This is a genomic window from Flavobacterium algoris (genome assembly GCF_048158525.1).
In the GTDB taxonomy this organism is placed as follows: Bacteria; Bacteroidota; Bacteroidia; order Flavobacteriales; family Flavobacteriaceae; genus Flavobacterium; species Flavobacterium algoris.
Window position 1 is genome coordinate 111,996 of sequence record NZ_JBLNKT010000004.1, and the last position, 24,703, is coordinate 136,698.

General features: G+C 32.6%; 23 protein-coding genes. 12 read left to right on the top strand and 11 right to left on the bottom strand.

From position 1 onward, the window contains the following. The first annotated feature begins 42 nt into the window (after positions 1 to 42). The 3 genes from ACM55I_RS03430 to ACM55I_RS03440 all read left to right on the top strand — a co-directional run bounded on the left by ACM55I_RS03430 (position 43) and on the right by ACM55I_RS03440 (position 2,711). Positions 43 to 1,422 (top strand): MATE family efflux transporter, encoded by a 1,380-nt coding sequence (locus ACM55I_RS03430; protein WP_416845369.1) that lies wholly within the window; start codon positions 43 to 45, stop codon positions 1,420 to 1,422. Between the two features lie 81 nt (positions 1,423 to 1,503). Then, on the top strand, positions 1,504 to 2,412 hold the full coding sequence (locus ACM55I_RS03435) for a prohibitin family protein (RefSeq protein WP_416845370.1): 909 nt from the start codon (positions 1,504 to 1,506) through the stop codon (positions 2,410 to 2,412). Between the two features lie 68 nt (positions 2,413 to 2,480). Next, a complete protein-coding gene (locus tag ACM55I_RS03440; protein ID WP_416844104.1) occupies positions 2,481 to 2,711 on the top strand; it encodes a hypothetical protein in 231 nt (76 codons plus the stop codon). Positions 2,712 to 2,713: 2 nt separating this feature from the next. Here the strand turns inward: ACM55I_RS03440 and meaB are convergent, their stop codons facing one another. From meaB to ACM55I_RS03455, 3 genes are all read right to left on the bottom strand, one after another. Continuing rightward, positions 2,714 to 3,802: a methylmalonyl Co-A mutase-associated GTPase MeaB gene (gene meaB / locus ACM55I_RS03445; protein WP_416845371.1), complete on the bottom strand. Its 1,089-nt coding sequence runs from the start codon at positions 3,800 to 3,802 to the stop codon at positions 2,714 to 2,716. 96 nt (positions 3,803 to 3,898) lie between these two features. Then, positions 3,899 to 4,546: an NAD(P)-dependent oxidoreductase gene (locus ACM55I_RS03450; RefSeq protein WP_416845372.1), complete on the bottom strand. Its 648-nt coding sequence runs from the start codon at positions 4,544 to 4,546 to the stop codon at positions 3,899 to 3,901. A gap of 57 nt (positions 4,547 to 4,603) precedes the next feature. Next, complete coding sequence (locus ACM55I_RS03455) at positions 4,604 to 5,011, bottom strand: RrF2 family transcriptional regulator (RefSeq protein WP_416845373.1); 408 nt, start codon at positions 5,009 to 5,011, stop codon at positions 4,604 to 4,606. Positions 5,012 to 5,155: 144 nt separating this feature from the next. Between ACM55I_RS03455 and ACM55I_RS03460 the strand changes: the two genes are divergently transcribed. The 3 genes from ACM55I_RS03460 (at position 5,156) to ACM55I_RS03470 (ending at position 8,225) form a co-directional block, all read left to right on the top strand. Next, complete coding sequence (locus tag ACM55I_RS03460) at positions 5,156 to 6,067, top strand: AEC family transporter (protein WP_416845374.1); 912 nt, start codon at positions 5,156 to 5,158, stop codon at positions 6,065 to 6,067. A 25-nt stretch (positions 6,068 to 6,092) separates the two neighbouring features. Beyond that, complete coding sequence (locus tag ACM55I_RS03465) at positions 6,093 to 7,319, top strand: MFS transporter (RefSeq protein ID WP_416845375.1); 1,227 nt, start codon at positions 6,093 to 6,095, stop codon at positions 7,317 to 7,319. 267 nt (positions 7,320 to 7,586) lie between these two features. After that, complete coding sequence (locus ACM55I_RS03470; RefSeq protein WP_416845376.1) at positions 7,587 to 8,225, top strand: peroxiredoxin; 639 nt, start codon at positions 7,587 to 7,589, stop codon at positions 8,223 to 8,225. Between the two features lie 183 nt (positions 8,226 to 8,408). Here ACM55I_RS03470 and ACM55I_RS03475 read toward each other — a convergent pair whose 3' ends face one another. The 7 genes from ACM55I_RS03475 to ACM55I_RS03505 all read right to left on the bottom strand — a co-directional run bounded on the left by ACM55I_RS03475 (position 8,409) and on the right by ACM55I_RS03505 (position 16,628). Beyond that, the gene (locus tag ACM55I_RS03475; RefSeq protein WP_416845377.1) at positions 8,409 to 9,293 is read right to left on the bottom strand and encodes a DMT family transporter; all 885 of its coding nucleotides are present in this window, start codon (positions 9,291 to 9,293) and stop codon (positions 8,409 to 8,411) included. A gap of 7 nt (positions 9,294 to 9,300) precedes the next feature. After that, positions 9,301 to 9,882, bottom strand: coding sequence for a GDP-mannose pyrophosphatase NudK (nudK, locus tag ACM55I_RS03480; protein WP_416845378.1), 582 nt, complete (start codon positions 9,880 to 9,882; stop codon positions 9,301 to 9,303). Positions 9,883 to 10,023: 141 nt separating this feature from the next. Then, complete coding sequence (locus ACM55I_RS03485) at positions 10,024 to 11,295, bottom strand: adenylosuccinate synthase (protein WP_416845379.1); 1,272 nt, start codon at positions 11,293 to 11,295, stop codon at positions 10,024 to 10,026. Positions 11,296 to 11,357: 62 nt separating this feature from the next. Continuing rightward, positions 11,358 to 11,813 carry a Fur family transcriptional regulator gene (locus tag ACM55I_RS03490; protein ID WP_035670620.1) on the bottom strand — a complete coding sequence of 152 codons (456 nt, stop codon included), beginning with the start codon at positions 11,811 to 11,813 and terminating at the stop codon, positions 11,358 to 11,360. Positions 11,814 to 11,933: 120 nt separating this feature from the next. Then, positions 11,934 to 14,156, bottom strand: a complete 2,223-nt coding sequence (locus ACM55I_RS03495; protein WP_416845380.1) for a RelA/SpoT family protein — start codon at positions 14,154 to 14,156, stop codon at positions 11,934 to 11,936. Positions 14,157 to 14,256: 100 nt separating this feature from the next. Beyond that, entirely contained in the window at positions 14,257 to 15,804 is a 1,548-nt protein-coding gene (locus ACM55I_RS03500) for a serine hydrolase (protein WP_416845381.1), read from the bottom strand. Positions 15,805 to 15,842: 38 nt separating this feature from the next. Then, positions 15,843 to 16,628 (bottom strand): TrmH family RNA methyltransferase, encoded by a 786-nt coding sequence (locus ACM55I_RS03505; protein ID WP_416845382.1) that lies wholly within the window; start codon positions 16,626 to 16,628, stop codon positions 15,843 to 15,845. A gap of 149 nt (positions 16,629 to 16,777) precedes the next feature. Between ACM55I_RS03505 and ACM55I_RS03510 the strand changes: the two genes are divergently transcribed. From ACM55I_RS03510 to ACM55I_RS03530, 5 genes are all read left to right on the top strand, one after another. Next, positions 16,778 to 17,380 carry a trimeric intracellular cation channel family protein gene (locus tag ACM55I_RS03510; RefSeq protein WP_416845383.1) on the top strand — a complete coding sequence of 201 codons (603 nt, stop codon included), beginning with the start codon at positions 16,778 to 16,780 and terminating at the stop codon, positions 17,378 to 17,380. A 35-nt stretch (positions 17,381 to 17,415) separates the two neighbouring features. Then, a complete protein-coding gene (locus tag ACM55I_RS03515) occupies positions 17,416 to 18,393 on the top strand; it encodes a GNAT family N-acetyltransferase (protein ID WP_416845384.1) in 978 nt (325 codons plus the stop codon). 50 nt (positions 18,394 to 18,443) lie between these two features. Next, positions 18,444 to 19,586 (top strand): DegT/DnrJ/EryC1/StrS family aminotransferase, encoded by a 1,143-nt coding sequence (locus ACM55I_RS03520; protein ID WP_416845385.1) that lies wholly within the window; start codon positions 18,444 to 18,446, stop codon positions 19,584 to 19,586. 1 nt (position 19,587) lies between these two features. Then, positions 19,588 to 20,862 (top strand): O-antigen translocase, encoded by a 1,275-nt coding sequence (locus tag ACM55I_RS03525; protein ID WP_416845386.1) that lies wholly within the window; start codon positions 19,588 to 19,590, stop codon positions 20,860 to 20,862. Between the two features lie 90 nt (positions 20,863 to 20,952). After that, positions 20,953 to 22,392 (top strand): DUF6056 family protein, encoded by a 1,440-nt coding sequence (locus tag ACM55I_RS03530; RefSeq protein WP_416845387.1) that lies wholly within the window; start codon positions 20,953 to 20,955, stop codon positions 22,390 to 22,392. Between the two features lie 49 nt (positions 22,393 to 22,441). Here the strand turns inward: ACM55I_RS03530 and ACM55I_RS03535 are convergent, their stop codons facing one another. Beyond that, entirely contained in the window at positions 22,442 to 23,578 is a 1,137-nt protein-coding gene (locus tag ACM55I_RS03535) for a glycosyltransferase family protein (protein ID WP_416845388.1), read from the bottom strand. A 42-nt stretch (positions 23,579 to 23,620) separates the two neighbouring features. Between ACM55I_RS03535 and ACM55I_RS03540 the strand changes: the two genes are divergently transcribed. Beyond that, entirely contained in the window at positions 23,621 to 24,703 is a 1,083-nt protein-coding gene (locus tag ACM55I_RS03540) for a glycosyltransferase (protein WP_416845389.1), read from the top strand.

Genomic DNA, 24,703 nt, shown 5'->3' on the forward strand with positions numbered 1-24,703 from the left:
ATTGAAACCTTCTAATTACCTTTGCCAACAAAAAAATAAAAAGTGAATTTATCTCAATATACCAAAGAGTTTTCTTATAATATCAGATTAGCTTATCCTGTAATTTTAGGAATGTTAGGGCATACATTAATAGGAATTGTAGATAATTTCATGGTGGGTAATCTTGGTTCTACTGAGTTAGCGGCTGTTTCTCTTGGTAATAGTTTTATCTTCATCGCTTTATCTTTAGGAATAGGTTTTTCTACAGCTATTACCCCATTGACTGCCGAGGCTGATGCCGAAAAAGACGATAAAAAAATCCGAACTACTTTTCACCATGGATTGCTTTTGTGTACGGTTTTAGGCGTAGCGTTATTCATTTTGACGGTTTTATCGAAACAAATAATGTACTTGATGCACCAACCTAAAGCAGTAGCAGATATGGCTGCTCCTTATATTGATTGGGTAGCTTTTTCTTTAATCCCGGTTATTATGTATCAAGGATATAAACAATTTGCCGACGGTTTAGCAAAAACAAAATATTCGATGTATGCTATTTTGATGGCAAATGTGGTGCATGTTTTTTTTAATTATGTTTTGATTTACGGGTTTTGGATTTTTCCAAAATTAGGAATTCTTGGCGCAGCCTTAGGAACGGTGATTTCGAGAATTATGATGGTGGTTTTTATGCATCATCTAATGAAAAGAAATGAAGCGTTGAAACGTTATTTTAAAAATTTCAGTTTCAAGGAAATACGAAAATCGGTTTTGAAAAAAATTATCAATCTGGGTTTGCCTTCAGCGATGCAAATGCTCTTTGAAGTAACGTTGTTTACTGCGGCTATTTGGCTTTCCGGTTCTTTGGGAAAAAATAGTCAGGCTGCTAATCAAATAGCCCTGACTCTTGCGTCATCAACATTTATGGTAGCCATGGGTTTGAGTGTTACTGCAATGATTAGGGTGAGTCATACCAAAGGAATGAACGATTATAAAAATTTGATAATTGTTGCCCGCTCCATTTTTTTGCTGGCAATTATGCTGGAAACACTTTTCGGGATTATTTTTGTTGTTTTCCATAATTTTTTGCCACACTTATTTTTGAATATGACCGATTCTACTCAGGTTTTGGACAATCAAGAAATAATTACAATAACTGCGAAACTACTTCTGATTGCCGCAATTTTTCAAATTTCAGATGGTATCCAAGTAGTGGTTTTGGGTGCTTTAAGAGGGTTGCAAGATGTAAAAATCCCTATGTATATTACGTTTGTTGCGTATTGGGTTATCGGTTTTCCTATTTCGTATTATCTAGGAAAATATACTTCTTTGCAAGCAGTAGGAATCTGGATTGGACTTTTGGCAGGATTAACAGCTGCTGCTTTATTTTTGTATATTCGCTTTGCGAGATTAACAAGAAAATTAGTTTTAAAGAATCATAAATAATACTGTTCTTATAATGTAACTTCTAATTTCTTTCCTCGTATAATAAGCATACAAACAAAACCTAACCAACCAAATAAAAAAATGATACTATTTATTATTCTTGGAATAATTTTATTAATTGCAAGTTTTTCATTAAAAAGCAATGTAAATCCGTTTTCAAAATTCGCAAATACTCTAAAAATTATTGGCGTTTTAGTAATTGCTTTAGGGCTTTTTTCTTCGATGTTCAAACAAATTGATGCAGGAAAAGTGGGCGTTCAATCGCTGTACGGAAGTGTGCAACCTGATGTTCTGGAAAGTGGATTGCATTTGATAAATCCATTGTTGGATGTAACCGAATTTGATATTCAAACTCAAAACTACACGATGTCAGCAGTTCATGGAGAAGGATCTCAATCCGGTGACGATGCGATTCGTGTTTTGTCAAATGACGGTTTGGAAGTGGTAATTGATTTAACCGTTTTATTCCGTGTTTCACCAGAGTCAGCACCAAAAATTTTTAAACAAATTGGCGTAAATTATTCCGATAAAATTGTTCGTCCCGTAACCAGAACCCGTATTCGGGACAATGCTGTTTATTATGATGCAGTCGCTTTATATTCTACCAAAAGAAATGAATTTCAACAACGAATTTTCAAAACGATAGAGGCTGATTTTAAAACCAGAGGATTGGTTTTAGAGCAATTGCTAATTAGAAATATTAACCTTCCTACATCAGTAAAAGCATCTATTGAAAGTAAAATAAATGCCGAACAAGATGCTCAAAAAATGACTTTTGTCCTTCAAAAAGAAAAACAGGAAGCCGAACGAAAAAGAGTGGAAGCACAGGGTATCGCGGATTATCAAAGAATTATTTCAATAGGTTTATCAGATAAGCAACTGCAATACGAACAAATAAAAGCACAAAAAGAACTGGCTGCTTCTCCTAATACTAAAATCATTTTTATGAATGGTAGAGGAAATACACCAGTTATTCTTTCTGATAAATAGATTTTAAAAAAGTTTATTCGGTTATTTGTTTAATCGAATAACCAAAATTAACGATTAAACATACTAAAATGGAATTACCAAAATTTTTACTAGGCGACAATACAGATTTTCCGGAAGATATTTTCATCATTCACCTTGACTATCCTAGATTTATTATCAACCTAAAAGATGATGAGGTAGAGTTCATGGAAGAAGCAGAAGATCTTGATGAAGGCGAATTGAATGCCGAAATGGAAGGATTGATTGTTCTTGCGAATGAATTTTACGATAGGGAAATGGAGCTTTACGAAAAAGAGTAAGTTTACTTTTTAAAATAAGTTTCCAATAATAATTGAGCGGCTGCAAAGGGTGAAATTTCATCAGTTGAAACCGCTTTTTTAGTTGAATCCAATAATTGGTGAATTTCGGGATGATTATAAAAATTCAATTTCAACTGCTCGTTGATGGTCTCTAACATCCAATATTGGTTTTGTTCTTTTCGTTTTTCAAAGAAATAATGGTTCACTTTTGTCAGTTCCAGAAATTGCTTAATAGTTTTCCAAACTGCACTAATTCCTTCATGAGTAATTGCACTACATGTTGAAGTGGTAGGAGTCCAACCTGATTTTTTAGCCGGAAAAAGATGTAATGCTCTATTGAATTCTAGTTTTGCTAAGTTGGCTTTTCTAATATTATCGCCATCGGCTTTATTGATTACAATTGCATCAGCCATTTCCATAATACCACGTTTGATACCCTGCAATTCATCACCGGCACCTGAAATTTTTAACAGTAAAAAGAAATCTACCATACTGTGGACAGCGGTCTCACTTTGACCAACTCCTACGGTCTCAATAATAATAGTGTCAAACCCACAAGCTTCACAAAGCGTAATGGTTTCCCTGGTTTTTCGGGCAACACCACCCAATGTTTCTCCTGATGCCGAAGGACGAATAAAAGCATTTTCATCTTTAACTAATTCTTCCATTCGGGTTTTGTCACCTAAAATACTTCCATGTGAAATGGTGCTACTGGGATCAACGGCGAGAACGGCCACTTTTTTCCCTAAACTAGTTAAGTATTTTCCAAAAGCTTCAATAAAGGTGCTTTTCCCCACGCCGGGAACTCCAGTTATACCTATTCTTATTGATTTATTGGCATGTGGTAAACAAGCATTTATAACTTCGTTGGCTTTTGCCAAATGATCGCTATTTGTGCTTTCGACTAAGGTAATTGCTCGACTCAGGACCGTTATATTTCCTGCTAAAATCCCCTCAATCAATTGTTTTGGGGAAGGTTGCATTTTTCGGAATTTTTGAATGTGCGCAACAGCGATTGGACTGATAATTTCTTGGGGAGAAATTCCAGGTTTTTCATGTAAAGCGCTATGGTGCTGTTTTTTATTCGACAAAATTTTTTATTTGAAGAGTAAAAGTAGTGAAAACAAAAACAGTTTCAAAAAGCGATTGCCTTATGAAACTGTTTTGTTTAAAATTATTGATGCTAATTAATACGCTGCTGTAAAACGTACCTGATGGTGTTTTGGATTTTCAGTTTCATCAGTTATAACAACTGCCAAATCTTCCACGGATAAAATACTTCTTTGATTTTCGTCAAAAACAGGTGTGTCTAGTCCCAAACGGTATTTTCCGGTTCGTCCTGTAGTAATTCCTTGGTGCATTTCAAAAGCAGGACTGAAAAATGCCCAATCCAAGTCTTTTTCTTCTTTAATGATGTTCAAATAATCTCTGGCTGCTGTTGCTCCGGCATAATATTCTTTTGGAAAATCGGGGGTATCTACCGCTTGTAAATTTGGAGCGACAAATAAACTTCCTCCGCCACCAATGGTAATAAAACGTTTCACGCCTGATTTTTTAACCGCTTCCTGAATCGCTTTTGAACCTTCAAGAAAATCGGTATATAAATTTGGATTGGTCCATCCTGCACTGAAAGCATTTATTACCACATCATTTCCGGTAATAATCTTAGACAGTTCTTCAACGTTATTGATGTCTGCTTTTTCCCATTTGATGGTTGCGTTTTCATCATTTTTAGGATTTCTAGCTATAGCGGTAATTTTGTGATTTCGACTTGCCAATTCATTTAAAATAGCGGAACCTACAAATCCTGTGGCTCCAATAATTGCGATTTTCATAATGGTATGTATTTAAAAGAAATAAAAAATATTACAGTTTTGTTTAAAAAAATAGTTTTAAAATTTATTCGAAAATTCCTCCAGTGAAATACCGCTTAATTGCAAGCTGATTTTTTCGTTGATGTTTTCATATAAATTTACTAAATTTTCATTGATTTTCTTTCCAACAGGACAATCTGGATTGGGTTCGTTTTTAGAAAAACCAAGCGTTACCGTGTCAAAAGTCATTTTGAAGATAGAATCTAAGGAAATATTTGAAGCAGATTTCAGTAATTTCGTTCCTCCATTTTTGCCTTCTTTGCTTTCTACAATATTGTTTTTCTTCAGGTTCGCTATTTCCTTTCTTACCAAAACAGGATGTAAATTCATGCTTCCCGCTATAAATTCAGAAGATAAATAATCCTCTGGAAATTTAGAAAGTAAAGTAAGGATATGGATTGTTATTGCAAATTTACCTGAAATCATACTGTAATAAAATATATTACAAATATACAAGTAAAATTGAAAGTAGCAAGTTTTTTTGTTTTTTTTTATAATGAAAAATCAAAATGATGATTTCTTTCTTTTCTAAATAAATTTAAATGGTATTTTTGCATTCAATTCTACACTATGAATAACATTATCCTAATCTTCGTTTGTCTATTTCTTGGAATCGCATTGCAAAAAGTGAAACGTTTTCCGTCCAATACCTACAAGATTTTAAACAATGTGGTTATTTATATTTGTCTTCCTGCTTTGGCCTTGTATTATATCCCTAAAATTGAGTGGGATAATAAGCTTTTGTTTCCTATTGGCGTAACCTGGATTGGTTTTACAGTTTCGTATTTGTTTTTTAGCTTTTTAGGAAATAGATTTGGATGGTCAAAAAAACTTACGGGTTGTTTGATTATAACTGCCGGTTTGGGGAATACTTCCTTTTTAGGTTTTCCAATTATCCAAGCTTTATATGGTGAGGAAGGCTTAAAAACGGCCATTCTGGTTGATCAGCCCGGTACTTTTGTGGTGCTTTCAACATTAGGAATTCTCGTGGCCACTTTATTCTCTAGTGGAAGCCCCAATGGATTTCATATTGCCAAAAAAATACTGTTCTTCCCTCCATTTATTACTTTTTTGTTGGCTTGTTTAATGAATGCATTCAATTTTGATTTTCACGAATATGTACAGCTTGGTTTGCAAAAAGTAAGTAGTGTAATGACTCCATTGGCAATGCTTTCCGTTGGGTTGCAATTGCGATTTGATAGGAAAAGTAAACATTGGAAATTTTTGGGACTGGGACTTTTGTACAAATTAATAATGACTCCGGCGCTGATATATTTATTGTATGTTGTAATTTTAAACCAAAATTCAAAAACGATTCAAGTATCCATCATGGAAGCTGCGATGGCTCCAATGATTACGGCAAGTATTTTGGCAACTACCCACGGTTTGAAACCCAGATTGAGTAGTATGATGATTGGTTTTGGAATTCCGTTGTCATTCGTCACATTGGTATTTTGGTATTTCGTGGCACAATTTATTTAATTTTTTAGACCTTTATTATTAGTATATGAATATTTCCTCAGCTACAGCAACGCAGACTATCAGCGCTCCAATCGTTCAAAAAACAGTTTATTCAATTTTATTTTCAATAGCTTTTGCTCATTTGTTAAATGATTTAATGCAATCAGTTATCCCTGCGAGTTATCCAATATTAAAAGAAAATTTTAATCTTAGTTTCACTCAAATTGGATTGATAACATTCGTTTTCCAACTTACAGCTTCTATTCTTCAGCCTTTCATAGGGTTTTATACGGATAAATATCCTAAACCGTATTCTTTAGTAATTGCGATGTTATTTACTATCACTGGATTGGGCTTTTTATCGATTTCAACTTCTTTTTGGATGTTGTTAGTGTCGGTTGCATTTGTGGGAATTGGCTCTTCCATATTTCATCCGGAAGCGTCTCGTGTTGCTTATTTAGGGTCAGGAGGAAAGCGAGGTTTGGCGCAATCCATTTTCCAATTGGGAGGGAATTCAGGAAGTGCAATTGGTCCTTTATTAGTTGCACTGGTTGTTGCTCCTTTTGGACAATCAAATATAGTATGGTTTGTGATAGCGGGCATTTTGGGAATTATTATTTTGTCCCAAATCGCGCTGTGGTACCAAAATCATTTGAATCTTCGAGCTGCAAAAAAAATAGTTACTGAAGAGGTTGCCGTTCCATTGTCCAAAAGAAAAATTAATATAGCATTAGCAGTTTTATTGTTGTTGATATTTTCCAAGTTTTTCTATATGGCGAGTATGTCAAGTTATTTTACTTTCTATCTCATGCATAAATTTGGGCTTACGATACAAGAATCTCAGTTTCATTTGTTTCTGTTTTTAGCTTCAGTGGCTGCAGGAACATTGATAGGTGGCCCTTTGGGAGATCGTTTTGGTAGAAAGTATATCATTTGGATTTCGATACTTGGAGCTGCGCCATTCACTTTATTATTACCTTATGCTGATTTATTTTGGACAGGAGTATTATCGGTTATCATCGGAATTGTTATTGCTTCAGCGTTTTCAGCAATTTTAGTTTTTGCACAAGAATTAATGCCAGGAAAAGTGGGAATGATTTCGGGACTATTTTTCGGTTTTGCCTTTGGTATGGGAGGTTTAGGCTCGGCTATTTTGGGTTATGTTGCTGATCAAACCAGTATTGAATACGTTTATAAAATAAGTTCTTTTCTACCGCTGATTGGCATTTTTACTTATTTCTTGCCTAATATAAAAAGAAATAATCCTTCTTAAACTAGTTGTTTTTTGGAGCTTTTTCCCGCTATCCGTTGCAATCTTTTTCAATCCTGTCAGGGTTCAAAACCCTCACAGGATTTAGAAAAAGGATTTCCACTTCTATCGGGGCTAGGGATTTCGGTCGCAAGAATGTTTTTTTGTAACCGAGACTAAGCATCAGCTTCGTCCTATTAATTTTTTAGTACAACTTTAAGATTTGTTTTAATTTTTATTACCCTTAATTCAATAACTTAGACTGTTAATAATCAAAAAAAAGAAATTATTATGGCAACACTACGATTAGGCGATATTGCTCCAGATTTTGAAGCTGAAACTACACAAGGAAAGATAAAATTTCATGAATGGTTAGGAGATTCTTGGGGCGTATTATTTTCGCATCCTGCTGATTTTACTCCAGTTTGCACCACTGAATTAGGGACAGTGGCTAATTATTATCCAGAATTTGTAAAGAGAAATGTAAAAGTAATCGCATTAAGCGTTGACGGATTAGATTCTCATATGGAATGGATTAAAGATATCAACGAAACGCAAAATACAACGGTTAACTTTCCAATTATTGCTGACGAAGACAAACATATAGCTCAATTGTATGATATGATTCATCCTAATGCGAATGAAAGTTTTACAGTTCGTTCCGTTTTTATAATTGGACCTGACAAAAAAATAAAATTAACATTGACTTATCCAGCTTCAACCGGAAGAAATTTTGATGAATTACTTCGTGTAATTGATAGTTTACAGTTGACAGCACATTATAGCGTTGCAACACCGGCAAACTGGAAAGATGGAGAAAAAGTGGTTATTTCAACAGCGGTTAAAGATGAAGATATTGCCGCTAAATTTCCAAAAGGATATGAAAGAGTGAAATCCTATTTAAGAATGACTCCCCAACCTAATAAATAATTATTTTTATCGGATAAGACTGTAGCATAAAAAAAGTGCAATGAAAATATCTTCATTGCACTTTTTTTATTTCTATATCCTCTGGTGCTTGTCTGCGACGAGTACCTACTTAAATAAGAAGAAAAATCGTAGCGTTTGCAGCGCGGATAGCAGAAATAAATTGTTTTTTTTTAATTCTAAAAATTAATCTTTCCTATTGGTTATCAATAAACCAGTAATAATGATTCCCATGCTTATAATTTGAGTAATCACGATAGCCTGACCCAGAAAAAAATACGCTAAAATTCCACTGAACACCGGAATTAAATAATAAATTAATGCTGTTTTTGAGGTGCCTATCAACCGAATCGCTTCGTTCCACAAATAATAAGAAACCAGTGAAGCAAAGATGCCCACATAAGTAGTTGCCAATACTGTTTTAGTATCAAAAATTACTTTTTTATAAAATAAATGTTCCCAAATATAAAAAGGCAAAAGGAAAATTGTGCCGATAACAAAAACACTAAATAAAAATACTTTTGGGGTTAATTCATCTGGTTTTTGTCGAACTAGTATCGTATAATAGGCAAAAAAGAAACAGGCCACAAGCATTAATAAATCCCCAATTGTAAAGTTGATATGCAGTAAAGCATCTAGAGATCCTTTGGTAATAAGAACAAGAACTCCTGTGATTATGGTTACAATTCCGACTATTTTTGTGTTGGACACTTTCTCTTTAAAAATAATTCTGGAGAGTACCACAATAAACAACGGAATCGAAATGGCAATTAATGATAAATTGACAGCGCTAGTTGTTTTTCCTGCAAAGTAAATAAGCGTATTAAAAATAGTGATGCCTAATACCGCTGTACCCATGAGATACCGAATGTGTTTCTTTATAACGGTAAAACTTTCGATAGTACTTTTGATTGCAAATGGAGCCAAAACAATACAAGCGATTGTCCAGCGCCAAAAAGCCAGTCCAATAGGAGGAATGTGCCCTTTAATACCGCTGGCGATTACCATATTTACGGACCAAAGTAAAGTGGCTAATAAAGCGAAAAATGCTCCTTTATTTTGATTGCTCATCGTTAAATTAAACGAGATTTTTTATTTTTGCATATTGCAACAACATGATTGTCTTGGCATCTTTTATTTCCCCAGATTCAATCATGGCATATGCTTCGTCATAGGTCATTTCTAAGACATCTATATTTTCCTCTTCATGTTCAACTCCACCGCCGTCACTGACTTTCATGGATTCATCGTATTCTCCAACGAATAAATATAAAATTTCAGTTACAGCTCCAGGCGACATATACGTTTCCATTATTTTGTCAACTTTAGTAATGCGGTATCCTGTTTCTTCTTCGGTTTCTCGAATGATGCATTGCTCCGGATGGTCTTCGTCCAAAAGTCCCGCGCAAACCTCAATCATCATTCCATTTTCATTTCCGTTAAGGTAACTTGGCAAGCGGAATTGTCGGGTTAGAATAACCGTTTTTTGTTGGGTGTTGTATAGTAAAATGGCAGCACCATTTCCTCGGTCATAAACTTCTCTTTTTTGGGTAATCCAAGAGTCGTCTTTTTTTTGATAATCAAAAGTTACTTTGTTTAAAATGTACCAATTATCAGAAAGTAATTCGGTTTTTTGTATTTTAATAGCTGGATTTTTCATGGGATGCATTTGAAAGAATATTTTTTTTGTTTAGGTAGAAAATTATTGTTGAAAAATAATCCGGTCTCGACTCCCTCTCCTTTGGAGAGGGTTGGGGTGAGGAAAAAAAAACGCTCTGAATTTTCAGAGCGTTAAGTAATCTTATTTAAGAATAGTTTGTTTTCTATCCGGTCCTACAGAAACTATTTTGATAGGAACTTCCACTTCTTTTTCGATGAATTCAATGTATTCTTTCAATTCGATCGGTAATTCATCATAGGTTGTCATACCAGTCAAATCCGCTTGCCATCCTTTGAAATCTTGGTACACTGGAGTTACATTTTCCGGTTCAATGTTATAAGGGAAATGAGAAATTTTCTCTCCTTTATAATTGTATTCTGTACATACTTTTAAAGTTTCAAATCCTGAAAGTACATCCCCTTTCATCATCATCAGTTGTGTTACGCCATTAATTTGAACAGCGTATTTAAGCGCCACTAAATCTAACCAACCACAACGTCTTTGTCTTCCTGTAACAGATCCAAATTCATTTCCTACACGTGCCATAGTTGCACCATCTTCGTCAAAAAGTTCCGTTGGAAATGGGCCACTTCCTACGCGTGTTACATACGCTTTGAAAATTCCGTATACTTCTTTTATTTTATTTGGAGCAATTCCTAAACCCGTACATGCACCTGCAGCAGTTGTGTTTGATGAAGTTACAAATGGATAAGTTCCAAAATCAACATCTAATAATGAACCTTGAGCTCCTTCACATAATATGGATTTACCCGCTTTTTGAGCTTGGTGTAAATATTCTTCACTATCAATAAAATCCAGCTTTTTTATTTCTTCGATTGCTTCAAAAAATTCTTTTTCTAATTCTTCTAAGTTGTATTGAATGTCAACATCGTAGAATTCAATCATAGCTTCATGCTTGTCAGCCAAAGCTCTGTAACGATCTGCAAAATCTTCTAATTCAATATCACCTACACGAAGACCGTTTCTTCCAGTTTTGTCCATATAAGTTGGACCAATTCCTTTTAATGTAGAACCAATTTTTGCTTTCCCTTTAGATGCCTCAGAAGCTGCGTCTAATAAACGGTGCGTAGGTAAAATTAAATGCGCTTTTCTTGAAATGATTAATTTGCTTTTGATGTCTAAATTAAATTTCTCAAGACCTTCAATTTCTTTTTGAAAAACTACAGGATCGATTACAACTCCATTTCCAATAATGTTTATGGCAGTTTTATGAAAGATACCAGAAGGAATAGTTCTAAGAACATGTTTTATTCCGTCAAATTCCAAAGTGTGTCCTGCATTTGGTCCACCTTGAAAACGAGCAATAATATCATAATTTGAAGTAAGAACATCAACAATTTTTCCTTTTCCTTCATCTCCCCATTGTAAGCCTAGTAATAAATCTGCGGTCATTCTATGTGTTTTATTTGTAGTTAATTTTTTATATTCAAAAGACAACTTGTAAGTTTCCTGTGCTATTTTTGTTTTTTTATTCCGTATAAATACAAGGAATGATTGGTAATTTCAATGTCGAATATTTCCTCGATAGTCTTTTTAATACTTTGAATTCTTGGATCACAAAACTCAATTACTTCTCCAGTATCCGTCATAATAATATGATCGTGCTGTTTATCAAAGTACGATTTTTCGTAATGTGCCTGGTTTTGTCCAAATTGATGTTTACGAACCAAAGCACAATCCAATAGTAATTCAATAGTATTGTAAAGGGTTGCCCTACTGACACGATAGTTCTTGTTTTTCATTTTGATATAAAGATTCTCTACATCAAAATGTTCTTCGCTATCGTATATTTCCTGAAGGATAGCATAACGTTCAGGAGTTTTGCGATGTCCTTTTTTTTCAAGATACATTGTAAAAACATTTTTTACAATTTCTTGGTTTTTGGTGTTATCTGTGGAAATGAGTGTCATATGTGGGCAAAGATAAATTTTTTAGTTTAAAGTTTAAAGTTTCAGCTTTGTTTAGTTTCAAGTTTTTTTAGTTTTAAGTAGAAAAACGGGTAACCTGAAATAAAATTTTTTGAAATTTTTCTACGTTTTATATACTCTTGTTACCTTATCGATTCCATCAATTTTTTTGATATTACTAATCATTTTTTTTAAAATCGTATTGTTTTGAACGATTACGGCTACTTGACCATGAAAAATTCCTGCATCGGTACTCAAAGAAATGCTTTGAATATTAACATGCATATTGTTCGAAATAACCTTTGTTAACTGGTTTGTAAGTCCTAAGACATCCATTCCTGTTATGTTTATTATGGCTTTAAATTCTTCTTGTGAAGAGTCAATCCATTTGGCTGTCATTATTCTGTAAGCATAATTCGATTGCATCCCAATAGCGTTTGGACAATCTTTTTTATGCACTTTTATTCCTTCATTGATGGTTACAAAACCGAATACGTCATCACCAGGAATGGGGTTGCAACACGGGGATAATTTGTAGTCGAGTTTGTCATGTTCCTTGCCAAAGACAAGCAAATCGTAATTACTGCTTATTATTGGTCTATGAATGTCTTCGTCGGCAGTGCTGCTTGCGGAACGTTTTATTTTATTTTTGAAAAAATTAATAAAAGTGTTGCTTTTTTGAGCTGCATAATCCTTGAGTTGTTGATTTTCTATGGCACCAATTCCAACTCTGTAAAATAAGTCTAAACTTGTTTTTAATTTGAAAAAATTGACTAACTCATTGACAACGGATTCGTTTAATGTTATTTTTAAATGCTTTAATTTTCGGGTAAGCAGTTCTTTTCCTTCTTCACCAATTTTCTTGGTGTTTTCGTTTAGAACGTTTTTAATTTTTGTTTTCGCTCTCGAAGTGGTTACATAGTCTAACCAGTTAGAAGTAGGTTTTTGATGTTGAGAGGTGATGACTTCAATTTGATCTCCGCTTTTTAATTCGAAGTTCAAAGGAACTAATTTCCCATTGACGCGGGTTCCTCGGGTTCGAATTCCTATTTCTGAGTGAATACTGAAAGCAAAATCAAGTGAAGTGGCGCCTTTAGGTAATGATTTTATTTCTCCTTTTGGAGTAAACACAAAGATTTCTTTTGCATATAAATTCATTTTGAAATCTTCCACAAAATCCACTGCGTTGGTTTCTGAACTTTCTAAGGCTTCTTTTAATAAATTAAGCCATGCATCAAGTTCATTTTCTTCAGTAGCTCCATTTTTATATTTATAATGTGCTGCGTACCCTTTTTCGGCAATTTCATCCATACGTTCGCTTCGCACCTGAACTTCTACCCAGCGCCCTTTTGGTCCCATAACAGTAATGTGCAGGGCTTCATAACCCGTGGATTTAGGTGAAGAAATCCAATCCCGTAAACGACTGGGGCTCGGTCTGTAATAATCGGTTACTATGGAATATATTTTCCATGCAAGAAATTTTTCTTCGTGCGGAGTTGATTTGTACACAATACGAAGAGCAAACTTATCATAAACTTCATCAAAGCTTACGTTTTGCGCTTTCATTTTTCTGCGAATGGAGTAGATTGATTTTGGGCGACCTTTTATGATATAATCGATTCCTTCAGCATCCAATGCTTTTTTTAGCACATCAGAAATATCTTTTATATAGGCATCCTGTTCTTCTTTGGTCTCTTTTATTTTGCTTACAATTTCGTTGTAAATAGCTGGTTCTGTATATTTTAATCCTAAATCTTCGAGCTTTGTTTTAATGTTATATAAACCCAATCGGTGAGCTAATGGGGCATATATATATAAAGTTTCAGATGCAATTTTGGTCTGTTTGTCTTCTTGCATCGAATCCATTGTTTGCATATTGTGCAAACGATCGGCTAATTTTATAAGAATTACACGTACATCATCATTGAGCGTCAAAATCATTTTACGGAAGTTTTCCGCTTGTATTGATGCATTCAAATCCTTTTGTACCATGGAGATTTTTGTCAATCCTTCTACAAGCTGTGCTACTTTAGGATTAAATAAACGTTCAATATCTTGGACAGTCATCGGAGTGTCTTCGACTACGTCATGCAACAATGCAGCAGCAATAGATGTGGCTCCCAAACCTATTTCGGAAGCGACAATTTTTGCCACAGCGATAGGATGGAAAATGTAGGCTTCGCCTGATTTTCTTCGTTGTTCTTTATGGGAGTCTACAGCAACGTCAAAAGCTTTACGGATGAGTTTTTTATCGTCATCAGTCAGGGTTTGATAACTTATGCGAAGTAGTTCTTTGTATTCTTGCGCAATTGCTTTATTTTCTTTTTCTATATCTATTTCTATCATAACGGCATGGTTCAATTCCTAAAAATAGAAATTAGTTAGGAGATATGCAAGTAAAAAAAGGTTTCTGGGTATAAAATCCTAAATTGAATTATTGAGATTATTATTGTACTCTTTTGAAATCCAAATCCTGAAAATCATAACTAAAATCAGTCAATTCAGAAATAGGTTTCATTTTTATAGTAGTTGCTTTCCCAGTTGCGTCACATTCAAAAAACAGATGCGCATCGGCATGAAAATAGGCATTATTCCATTTTACCACAAAATTGTTTTCTTTGTAGAAAAAAACTTCACCAGTAAGTTGAGGAGAACGTTTTGATGCAAAATATAATTTTCCTTTTTTTTGGGAAAGTGCAATTTCTCCAAACCAATTGTCATTGTAAGTACCAGTAAAATTATTGAAGTCTGTTTTTATTTTATCCTTTTTATTTTTTGCTACAGTTGCCCAAACTTCATCAGTAACTTTGTCGGCAGTTGCTATATTCGATTTTAATCGGTTGCTGTAAATTGTGATATAATCGTCTGATTTTATCCCTAAATAACTGTCTTTTATAGTATTTGTAATAGCAGTAAAAGCTGCTCCTGACTGCTGATTTGTTAAAACAATAATTCCTAAATTGAGTTCCGGAAGTAATGTAACTTGGGTGACAATTCCTTCTAATCCGCCTGTATGAGTAGCTTGTTTGTACCCCTTTATGTCACTTAGAAACCAACCAAGTCCATAACCACTAAAATGAGTGTTATATGGGGGTTTTGTAGTTACGGGTATTATGGTTTGTAATTGCCACATTTCGTTGTGCTCTTTTTCTGAGAATAACTGCTTGTTGTCACTGCCATATTTTCCATTATTCATTTGCATAATAGCCCATTTGCTCAAATCATTTACACTGGAATAAATTCCGGCAGCCGCATCAAAAAGATGGTTTTGATAACGCTTGATTACTTTAAGTTTTCCGTCAATAGGCACATGAGGAGCAATAATATTTGTGGTGTCTTTTAATCGTAAAAAGGAGGCTGCGCTTTGATTCATTTCTAATGGTTTCATGATGCGTTCTTCTATGAAATCACACCAACTTTGACCACTTACTTTAGCAACAACTTCGCCGGCAACTATGTATAATAAGTTATCGTAATCATACTTAGTTCTAAAAGCTGAAACTGGTTTTAAATATTGTAAATTTTGAATGATATCTTGCGCTGTGAAATTACTTCCGTCAGGCCAAATCATTAAATCGCCTGCGCCAAGACCCAATCCGCTGCGGTGTGTCAATAAATCCCGAATCGTAAATTCATTGGTTACATAGTCATTATACATTCTGAAATTAGGAAGGTATTTGATGACTTTATCGTCCCATTTTACTTTTCCTTCATCAACAAGTATTGCCAGAGCAGCGCTTGTAAATGCCTTACTATTGGATGCAATTCCAAAAAGCGTATTAGCATCGACTTTTTCGTTTGTCAAAATTGATTTTACTCCATATCCTTTGGCATGAATTATCTTTCCGTCTTTTACAATAGCAACTGCAATCCCAGGAACATTGAATGTTTTTAACGAACGTTCCACTAATTCATCGACTTGAGAAGAACTGATTTGCGCAAAAGAAAGTGTAGTTGCGATTAACGTTATTACAACGAATAATTTATTTTTCATAGTATTATATTTTCTTCTTTTAATCTTAAACCTGCAATCTAAAACCCTCTTTGTCTTTTGGCTTCAAAAATCAAGATGGCAGCTGCAACTGAAACATTCATGGAATCTATTTCGCCTTGCATTGGAATTATAATATTTTGGGTCGCTTCTTTTCGCCATTCCTCCGTCAATCCTGTGGCTTCCGTACCTACAATCAGGGCGGTAGGCGTAGTGTAATCTTGTGTATGATAGGCCGTTGAATTTTGCAAAGTCGCACAATAAAAATTAATTTTTCTTTCTTTCAAAAAAGCAATAATCTCTGATGTTGTTCCGGTTGCAATTTGATTAGTGAACAAACATCCTACGCTGGAACGCACAATATTTGGATTGTATAAATCACTTTTTGGATTGGCAATAATCACGGCATCCAGATTGGCAGCATCAGCAGTGCGTAATAAAGCACCAATGTTTCCTGGTTTTTCGGGAGCTTCTGCAACAAGAATCAATGGGTTTTCTGATAATTTTAAATCGAATAATTGCAAGGATTTTGTTTTGGCTACAGCCAAAACACCTTCGGTAGTGTCACGATAGGCGAGTTTTTGATAGACCTCCTTGTTGATTTCTATTAAGTCAGCACTTTTGGATAATTGACGAGCTTCATTTTCCGAACAAATTTCAGGTAAAAACAATAGTGTTTCCATTTCGTAACCGCCTTTTATGGCAATCGAAATTTCACGTTTTCCTTCAATTAAGAATGTTCCGGATTGTTTGCGTGCTTTTGCTTTTTCCTGCAATAGCACTAAAGATTTTATAAATGGATTTTGTACGGAAGAAATTTGTTTCAATGGAAAAGTCGCTTGGTTACTAAGGTGCTAAGTTACTACCTTTTTTTAAATTCTAAAATGCAATAACTGCTGTATTAGAAAACACGGTTATTGCAGTTATTAAGGAGTATTTTCTTTAAATTTGTGCAAATCTAAAATCTAAATTATAAGTGTTTCATCTATTAGATATTATCGGTACGATGGCTTTTGCCATGTCAGGTGCGTTGACGGCTATGAATAAAAAGCTAGATCCTTTTGGCGTTTTTATCATTGCTTTTGTAACAGCTGTGGGTGGTGGAACGTTGCGGGACATCATGATTGGTAGAACACCGGTTGGATGGATGATGGACTTAAAGTATGTTTATGTAATAATCATGGGTTTTGTTTTAGCCATCATTTTTAGAAAAAAATTCGATCGTTTGCGAACTTCTTTATTTTTATTTGACACGATTGGATTAGGTGTTTTTACATTAATTGGACTTGAAAAAGGAATAAATATTGGACTTCATCCGGTTATATGTATTGCATTAGGAACCATGACGGCCTGTTTTGGAGGTGTTATTCGCGATATTTTATGCACTGAAATTCCTGTTATTTTCAGAAAAGAAATTTATGCTACGATTTGTATTTTGGGTGGAATTGTTTTTTTTCTCCTTCGAAAATTGAATTTAGATAATGATATTTTATACTTGACCACTTCTTTAGTAATCATTTCAGTTCGCTTGATGGCCGTGAAATACAAATGGTATTTGCCTACTTTAGAACATAAATAAAAAATGCTTAATTTCACGAAGTCTAAAACCAAAAGGTGAAAAATTATTCGGTTAAACAATACCAAGAAAGTGATTATGAAAATTGGAATGCCTTTATTGGTCAAGCCAAAAATGCTACTTTCTTATTTCATCGTGATTTTATGGAATATCATAAGGATCGATTTCAAGATTTCTCGTTGATTGTTTTATACAAGGATAAATGGATAGGTGTTGTTCCCGCGAATAGAGTTGGAAATGAAATTTTTTCACATCAAGGATTGACTTATGGCGGATTAGTTTATAATGAGGAGTCTAAATTGACAACAGTAATTAATACCTTTAGAGTTGTTTTGTTGTTTTTGGAAGCTAATGGAATTGGAAAATTGCATCTAAAAACTATTCCATCAATTTATCATAGTAAGCCAGCCGAGGAAATTCAGTATGCATTGTTTTTGGCGGAAGCCCAATTAGTCAGAAGAGATAGTTTATCAGTAATTGATTTATCTAAGCAATATGTTTTTTCAAAAATTAGAAAAAGAGGGATTCAAAAAGGAAAAACAAACGGATTGATAATCAAAGAAGAAACGGATTTTGAATCTTTTTGGGACAAAATATTAATTCCAAATTTAGACGAAAGACATAACGCAAAACCCGTTCACTCTTTAGAAGAAATCAAGGTTTTGAAAAGTATTTTTCCTGCCAATATCAGGCAGTTTAATGTGTATTATAAAGATAAAATTGTTGCGGGAACTACTATTTTCGAAACGGAAACTGTAGCGCATTGCCAATACATTTCTAAATACGAAAATGATGAAAATTTGGGAAGTTTAGACTTTCTTTATCATTATTTAATTACCGAAACATTTGCCGATAAACGGTTTTTTGATTTCGGAATTTCAAATGAATCGCAAGGAAAAAAATTGAACGAAGGCTTGTCGTATTGGAAAGAAAGCTTTGGAGCGAGTACCATAGTGCACGATTTTTCCGAAGTAGAAACGGCAAATCATTTCAAATTAGAAAATATATTTGTATAATAATCAGTTTCTAAATTGATGAAATTTCAATAACTGTAAACCAAAATTTAATGATTCCATTTCTTGATTTAAAAAAAATAAACGAGCCTTATGAAACCGCTTTTCAAGAAAAATTGAAATCGGTTTTAGAAGTGGGTTGGTATATTTTAGGGAATGAAGTCAAAGAATTTGAAGCCAATTTTGCCAAGTATTGCGGGACAAAATATTGTGTTGGAACAGGAAACGGTTTTGATGCTTTAGTTTTGATTTTTAAAGCCTATATACAATTAGGGGAATTACAAAAAGGAGATGAAGTTATTGTTCCTGCAAATACGTACATCGCCAGTATTCTCGCTATTTTACAAGCGGATTTAATTCCTGTTTTGGTAGAGCCAAGGCTGGAAACCTACAACATCAATCCGGATTTAATTTCAGAAAAAATCACCTCAAAAACAAAAGCAATTTTAGTGGTTCATCTTTATGGACAATTGGCTGAAATAGATAAAATAAATGAAATTGCTGTTTCAAATGATTTACTGGTTATTGAAGATGCGGCTCAGGCTCATGGTGCAATCAGAAATCAAGAATCAGAACCCGAGACCGCAGGTCGAACTGACGAAGTAACCAAAAATCAAAAATCAATCGTAGCGTATAGTTTTTATCCTGGAAAAAATTTAGGTTCATTGGGCGATGGCGGTGCTGTTACCACAAATGATTCGAAATTGGCCAAAACTATTCAATCGCTTCGAAATTATGGCTCGGAAACCAAATATTACAATGATTATATAGGCGTAAATTCAAGATTAGATGAATTACAAGCGGCTTTCCTGAATGTGAAATTATTTAATTTAGATGCTGAAAATGAAAAGCGAAGAGTAATTGCTAAACGCTATTTATCTGAAATTAATAATGATAAAATAATTCTTCCAACAATAGCATTGCGAGGAACGAAGCAATCTAATCATGTTTTTCATTTGTTTGTTATTCGAACAAAAAACAGACTTGATTTACAGAACTATTTACATGAAAATGGAATAGAAACGGTTATCCATTATCCAATTCCTCCTCACAAGCAAAAGGCTTTATCATTTTGGAACCATTTGTCTTTTTCAATCACCGAAAAAATTCATGATGAAGTATTGAGTTTACCTATAAGTCCCGTTTTGACAATGGATGAAGTGGGTTGTGTTGTTGAAATTTTAAATAAGTATTAAGTTGGAATTTATTAAAAAAATAACCAAAACTCAGCTGTTTAAAATTTTATCTTTAAATAGTTTAAGTGTCATTCTAAAAATTGGAATTGGATTAGTAACTTCAAAATTATTAGCTGTATTTGTGGGTCCAAGCGGAATGGCTTTGATGGGAAATCTTAGAAATTTTTTAACTTCATTAGAAAGTATTTCGACTTTAGGATTTCAAAACGGAATTATAAAATACGTTGCCGAAAATGAAAAAAATGAAAATGAGCTTAAGAAGATAGTTGCAACGGTCTTTGTCAGTTTGTTAGGCATTGCTATTGTTTTAAGTAGTGTTTTGTATTCTTTTGCCTCTTTTTGGAACAAGGAAATATTTGGGGATAATTTTGATTATCCATTTGTTTTTAGGGCGTTAGCATTGGTTTTGCCTTGGTATGCAATTTCTGTTTTTTTACTTTCCATAATTAACGGTTTAGGACAATTCAAAAGAGTGATTTGGATTAATATAATAGGAAATGCAATTGGATTATTGGTGTCTATCAGTATGATTGTTAATTATAAAACGTTAGGCGCTTTACTTTCGTTGGTGATTTCGCCAGCTTTGTTATTTTTCGTGACATTTTATTTTGTAAACAAGGAAATCAATTTTTTCAAAACGATTCGGTTTCATCAATTTGATTTTAAAATCATAAAGAATTTATCATCGTATTCTTTGATGGCTCTAGTTTCCTCGGTTTTAGGACCTTTAGTTTTTTTAGCTATCAGAAAAAATGTAATTGCGATTGTTGGATTAGAACAAGCCGGTTTTTGGGAAACTATAACCCGAATTTCTACTTATTATATGTTGTTTGTTACCACAATTTTGAGTGTTTATTTTTTACCAAAATTGGTTGTTGCCAAAAATAATCTGGAGACCAAAAAAGTGTTTTGGAGTTTTTATAAAATGATTTTGCCCGTTTTTATAATTGGATTAATGGTAATTTATTTTTTGCGCTTCTTTATTGTTAGTTTACTTTTTACCAATGTGTTTCTTCCTGTTACGACTTTGTTTTTTTGGCAGTTGCTAGGTGATGTTTTAAAAGTGGCTTCTTTGATTTTAGGATATCAATTTTTTGCAAAAAAACTAACAGCAGCCTTTATAATCTCAGAGTTATTTTCACTTTCCGTTTTGTATTTTTCAAGCCTTTATTTTATTAATGAATATGGAATTCAAGGAATAGTAATGGCACAAGCTTTTGATAATTTTATTTATTTATTGGTGCTGTGTGTTTATTTTAGGAAAAGCTTGATTTGAATGAAAAAATGTTTCAACTGACTATTCTATCAAGACTATAAAAAGGCTTTTCATAGAAAAGTTAAAGAATGAAAATAAAATGATGAAAATATGATTCAAAAAGCAGAAGCCTTATTTGTAATGACTTTAGTGAAATTTAGTAAAATTAACGGCAAATACCTTTTTATTATTCTAGGTTTACTAACATTATTACCCTTACTGTTACTTTCGGTTTTTAATAATCCTGGGTCTGATGATTTTGATTATGAGTTTAAAAGGCCATTGCAAGAAATTATTCAAACACAAATTGATTTATATTATGGTTGGTCAGGGAGGTATTTTTCAGTAGGTTTTATGACTATAAATCCTGATTTTTTTATAAATTTTAGCTTTTATAAATTCTATCCAATTATTATAATTTGTTTACTTATTATAGTTTTATATTGGTTTTTAAAATTGATTTTTTCAGAAGAAAAAGTATTCCCAATTGTTTCCGATTTAGGTTTTTTTCTTTTTCTTTTTTGTCTTCAAATACCAGATATGTGTCAAGCTTTTTTTTGGTATTCAAGTTCTATTTGTTATCAATTTGGAATTGTGTTGTTTTTAATTTTTTTAATTTTTTTTTTAAAATATAAAAAGGGCAAAAGTAAAAGTTATCTTTTACTAGCCATACTTTGCTTAATTGCTTCCATAGGTTCAAATGAGATATTGATGCTAATAATACTGTTTTTAAGTATTTGGTATGTAATGATTAAATTTGTTGTTTTGAAAAAAATCGATTTTCACGAAAGACTTTTACTTTTAATTATTATAGTTTTTTCATTTATCGTAATAGTTGCTCCAGGAAATAATGCCAGATTGTTAAGAGAAGGCGTTAAAATTAATAGCTACAACCTGTCATTATCGATTATAAAAACTACTTTTTATTTAGTTAAATATTTTATTAAATGGTTACCACTAATACTATTGACAACCTATTTATACAGTGGTAGATTAAACGAAATATTAAATAGAATAAAAGATAAAAGAGTTTTCATTCATCCTTTTTTATGCTTAATTCTGATTTTTACGATACTTTTTCCTTGTTTTTTTATTGGATTTTGGACTAAGAACTATCTTTTACCAGATAGGGCTATCAATTCTATTTATTTCTTTTTTTTGCTATTTGTTATGTATTTTGTTTTTTGTGTATTAAATTTTATAAAAAGTAATTTTAACCAAGATTTACACAGTAACAATAAATATATTTTTACAATTATTTTAGTATTATTTACTTTTTCCGAAACCCCCATCTCGGAGGCCTACTATGATTTAATTTCAGGAAAAGCTTATAAATACGATAAAGAATTAGAAGATAGATTTTTAATTATTAATTCTTCAAACAAAAGTTGTATTGAAGTTCCAATGTTAATCAATTGCCCCAAAACAATTTATAATTCGGAAGTTATGGGACTTACAAGTGATAAAAATAATTGGAAAAATATTGAGATTTCAAAATATTACAAAAAAACAGTAATCGTTACTCCATCAAATTCAATTATTTCTGAATAATTGTAATTTAAAAAAAAGTGACAAATTTTCATAACCTAAGGCTACAATTTTATTTAGATTTCCATGTTTCTAAATACTGTTCAGCAATTTTTATATAATCATGTTCTTTTTCTATAAAGGTTCTTGCTCGTTTTCCAATCGCTATTATTTCGTTTGGATTCTCAACTAAAAAAGACAATTCACTTACTAAATAATCTACATCAGGTAGGGCATTTATGCAGACTTTATCGGTTAAATTATAGTATTCGCTAAACTCCTTTTCTGCTCCCGTAAAAACGACTTTTCCTTTTGCCATTGCTTCTAGTGCATTATAACCTTGGTCATTTGCATAAGTTTGATCCATTAAAACATGAGCTTTATCGTATAAATTAATATAGGTCAAATAAGGAATATTATGGGTTGTAATTATTTCAACTTTACTACCATATTTTTTCTCAATAATATGTAGTGCTTTTTCAAAATAATCATTTCCTTTTTTGTAATAATTTGATTCATTAATCCCGTGAAATAGGATGACTTTATTCGAAATGGATAAAGGCTGAAAAATTAATTTTTTTGTATTTATTGGATTGGGAATCAAACTTGAATATTTACTAATCCCAATTAATGGAATATGATAATCCATATCGGTAGCGATGATTCCTCGTATATTTGAATAGATAAATTGATGTAATTTTTCAAAAGGTTTCGTTTTGTATTTTAAAATATTTTCGAAGCCACTTTTTTTTATTTTTCCTAATAAGAAGGGTTGAACAGCTGATTTGAAGGTTGGGTTTTCAAAACAATATTTTACATTCAAATAATCATAACCTGATGATAATAGAAACGTTTTTTTATTATTTTGAAATAGAAATTCAAGTATTTTTTTTTCAAAATAATATTGACAATAAAAACTGTTTTCATTGATTAATTGCACTACGTCAAATCCAGTAAATTTTGCTTTGTTTTTCTCAAATTGGCGATAGGTGAGATAAGAACTCATATCAAATCCAAAAATGGTATATATAGCCACTTTTGCTTTTTTGAGCAATCCAGTATCCCATTTTTTTACCAATGGAAAATCTACCGGAAAATCCTTAAAACCATCTGTATGCCCCAGAATATAAACTTCATGACCTAATTTTTGTAAACCTTCTTTGAGAGAGTTGTGCAATCGGCTGTATTCACTTACCAGTAAAATTTTCATTTATGTGTATATTTGACAAATGTATTTACTTTTTGAATTAATATGATTAAAAATAAAAATAAAGTAGCCATAGTTTCTACCTCTTTAGGAAGTGGAGGAGCGGAGCGATTTGCTGCTTTGTTGAGTATTATGTTAGAAAAATTAGATTTTGAAGTTCATTCAATAATAATAAATGATAATGTTGATTTTCAGTATAGTGGTGAGTTGTTGAACTTAGGTAAATTATCTAATAAATCTTTTTTTTTCTTTAATAAATTAAAAAAAGGGTTTTTCTTAAATCGCTATTTGAAAAAAAATAAGATAGAATTTATTATTGATAATAGGACTAGAAATAATTTGATTAGAGAACTCATCACTAAACAAATTTATGGAAAAGCAAAAATTTATTATGTTGTCCAGAATTGTAAATTTGAAAAATATTTCCCCTCATCTGTTTTTTGGTCTAGAATTCTTTATAAAAATGCACGGAAGCTTATTTGCGTTTCTCAAGAGATTGAAGAGACAATAAAACAAAATTTTGACTTAAAGAATACCATAACAATTCATAATTCATTTGATATTTCAACTATTGAATTGAAAAATAGAGATTTAAAATCTGAAAAATATATTTTATTTTTTGGACGATTTGATGAAAAAGCGAAAAATTTTAGTTTAATGTTAGAAGCTTTTTTAATGTCTAAAATTTTTCTAAAAGGCTATCATTTGCGTCTTATGGGTGATGGAGCTGATTTGCTTTTTATTCAAGATAAAATAGAAGTTTTGCAATTACAGTCTTTTGTTAAAATACTACCGTTTAAAAGCAATCCTTTTGAAGAGCTACAATTTGCTAAATTTACAATTTTGACAAGTCATTATGAAGGTTTTCCTTTGTCTATAATTGAATCTTTAGCTATAGGTACTCCCGTTATTGCGGTGGATTGTCATTCTGGTCCTCGAGAAGTCATTAAGCATGGGTATAATGGTCTGTTAATTGAAAATAATAATCCACAAGCTTTTGCTGAAGCAATGAATCTATTCATTGACGATATTGTTTTATATGATTTTTGTAAAAATAATGCGTCTAAAAGTGTAGAACATTTATCTTTAGAAACTATTTCAAAACAGTGGGAATCCATTTTATGCTAA

Coding starts and splice junctions, on each gene's coding strand:
- ACM55I_RS03435 (WP_416845370.1), top strand. CDS start 1,504: ATGATACTATTTATTATTCTTGGAATAATTTTATTAATTGCAAGTTTT.
- ACM55I_RS03440 (WP_416844104.1), top strand. CDS start 2,481: ATGGAATTACCAAAATTTTTACTAGGCGACAATACAGATTTTCCGGAA.
- ACM55I_RS03450 (WP_416845372.1), bottom strand. CDS start 4,546: ATGAAAATCGCAATTATTGGAGCCACAGGATTTGTAGGTTCCGCTATT.
- ACM55I_RS03455 (WP_416845373.1), bottom strand. CDS start 5,011: ATGATTTCAGGTAAATTTGCAATAACAATCCATATCCTTACTTTACTT.
- ACM55I_RS03460 (WP_416845374.1), top strand. CDS start 5,156: ATGAATAACATTATCCTAATCTTCGTTTGTCTATTTCTTGGAATCGCA.
- ACM55I_RS03465 (WP_416845375.1), top strand. CDS start 6,093: ATGAATATTTCCTCAGCTACAGCAACGCAGACTATCAGCGCTCCAATC.
- ACM55I_RS03470 (WP_416845376.1), top strand. CDS start 7,587: ATGGCAACACTACGATTAGGCGATATTGCTCCAGATTTTGAAGCTGAA.
- ACM55I_RS03475 (WP_416845377.1), bottom strand. CDS start 9,293: ATGAGCAATCAAAATAAAGGAGCATTTTTCGCTTTATTAGCCACTTTA.
- nudK (WP_416845378.1), bottom strand. CDS start 9,882: ATGAAAAATCCAGCTATTAAAATACAAAAAACCGAATTACTTTCTGAT.
- ACM55I_RS03485 (WP_416845379.1), bottom strand. CDS start 11,295: ATGACCGCAGATTTATTACTAGGCTTACAATGGGGAGATGAAGGAAAA.
- ACM55I_RS03490 (WP_035670620.1), bottom strand. CDS start 11,813: ATGACACTCATTTCCACAGATAACACCAAAAACCAAGAAATTGTAAAA.
- ACM55I_RS03495 (WP_416845380.1), bottom strand. CDS start 14,156: ATGATAGAAATAGATATAGAAAAAGAAAATAAAGCAATTGCGCAAGAA.
- ACM55I_RS03500 (WP_416845381.1), bottom strand. CDS start 15,804: ATGAAAAATAAATTATTCGTTGTAATAACGTTAATCGCAACTACACTT.
- ACM55I_RS03520 (WP_416845385.1), top strand. CDS start 18,444: ATGATTCCATTTCTTGATTTAAAAAAAATAAACGAGCCTTATGAAACC.
- ACM55I_RS03530 (WP_416845387.1), top strand. CDS start 20,953: ATGATTCAAAAAGCAGAAGCCTTATTTGTAATGACTTTAGTGAAATTT.
- ACM55I_RS03535 (WP_416845388.1), bottom strand. CDS start 23,578: ATGAAAATTTTACTGGTAAGTGAATACAGCCGATTGCACAACTCTCTC.
- ACM55I_RS03540 (WP_416845389.1), top strand. CDS start 23,621: ATGATTAAAAATAAAAATAAAGTAGCCATAGTTTCTACCTCTTTAGGA.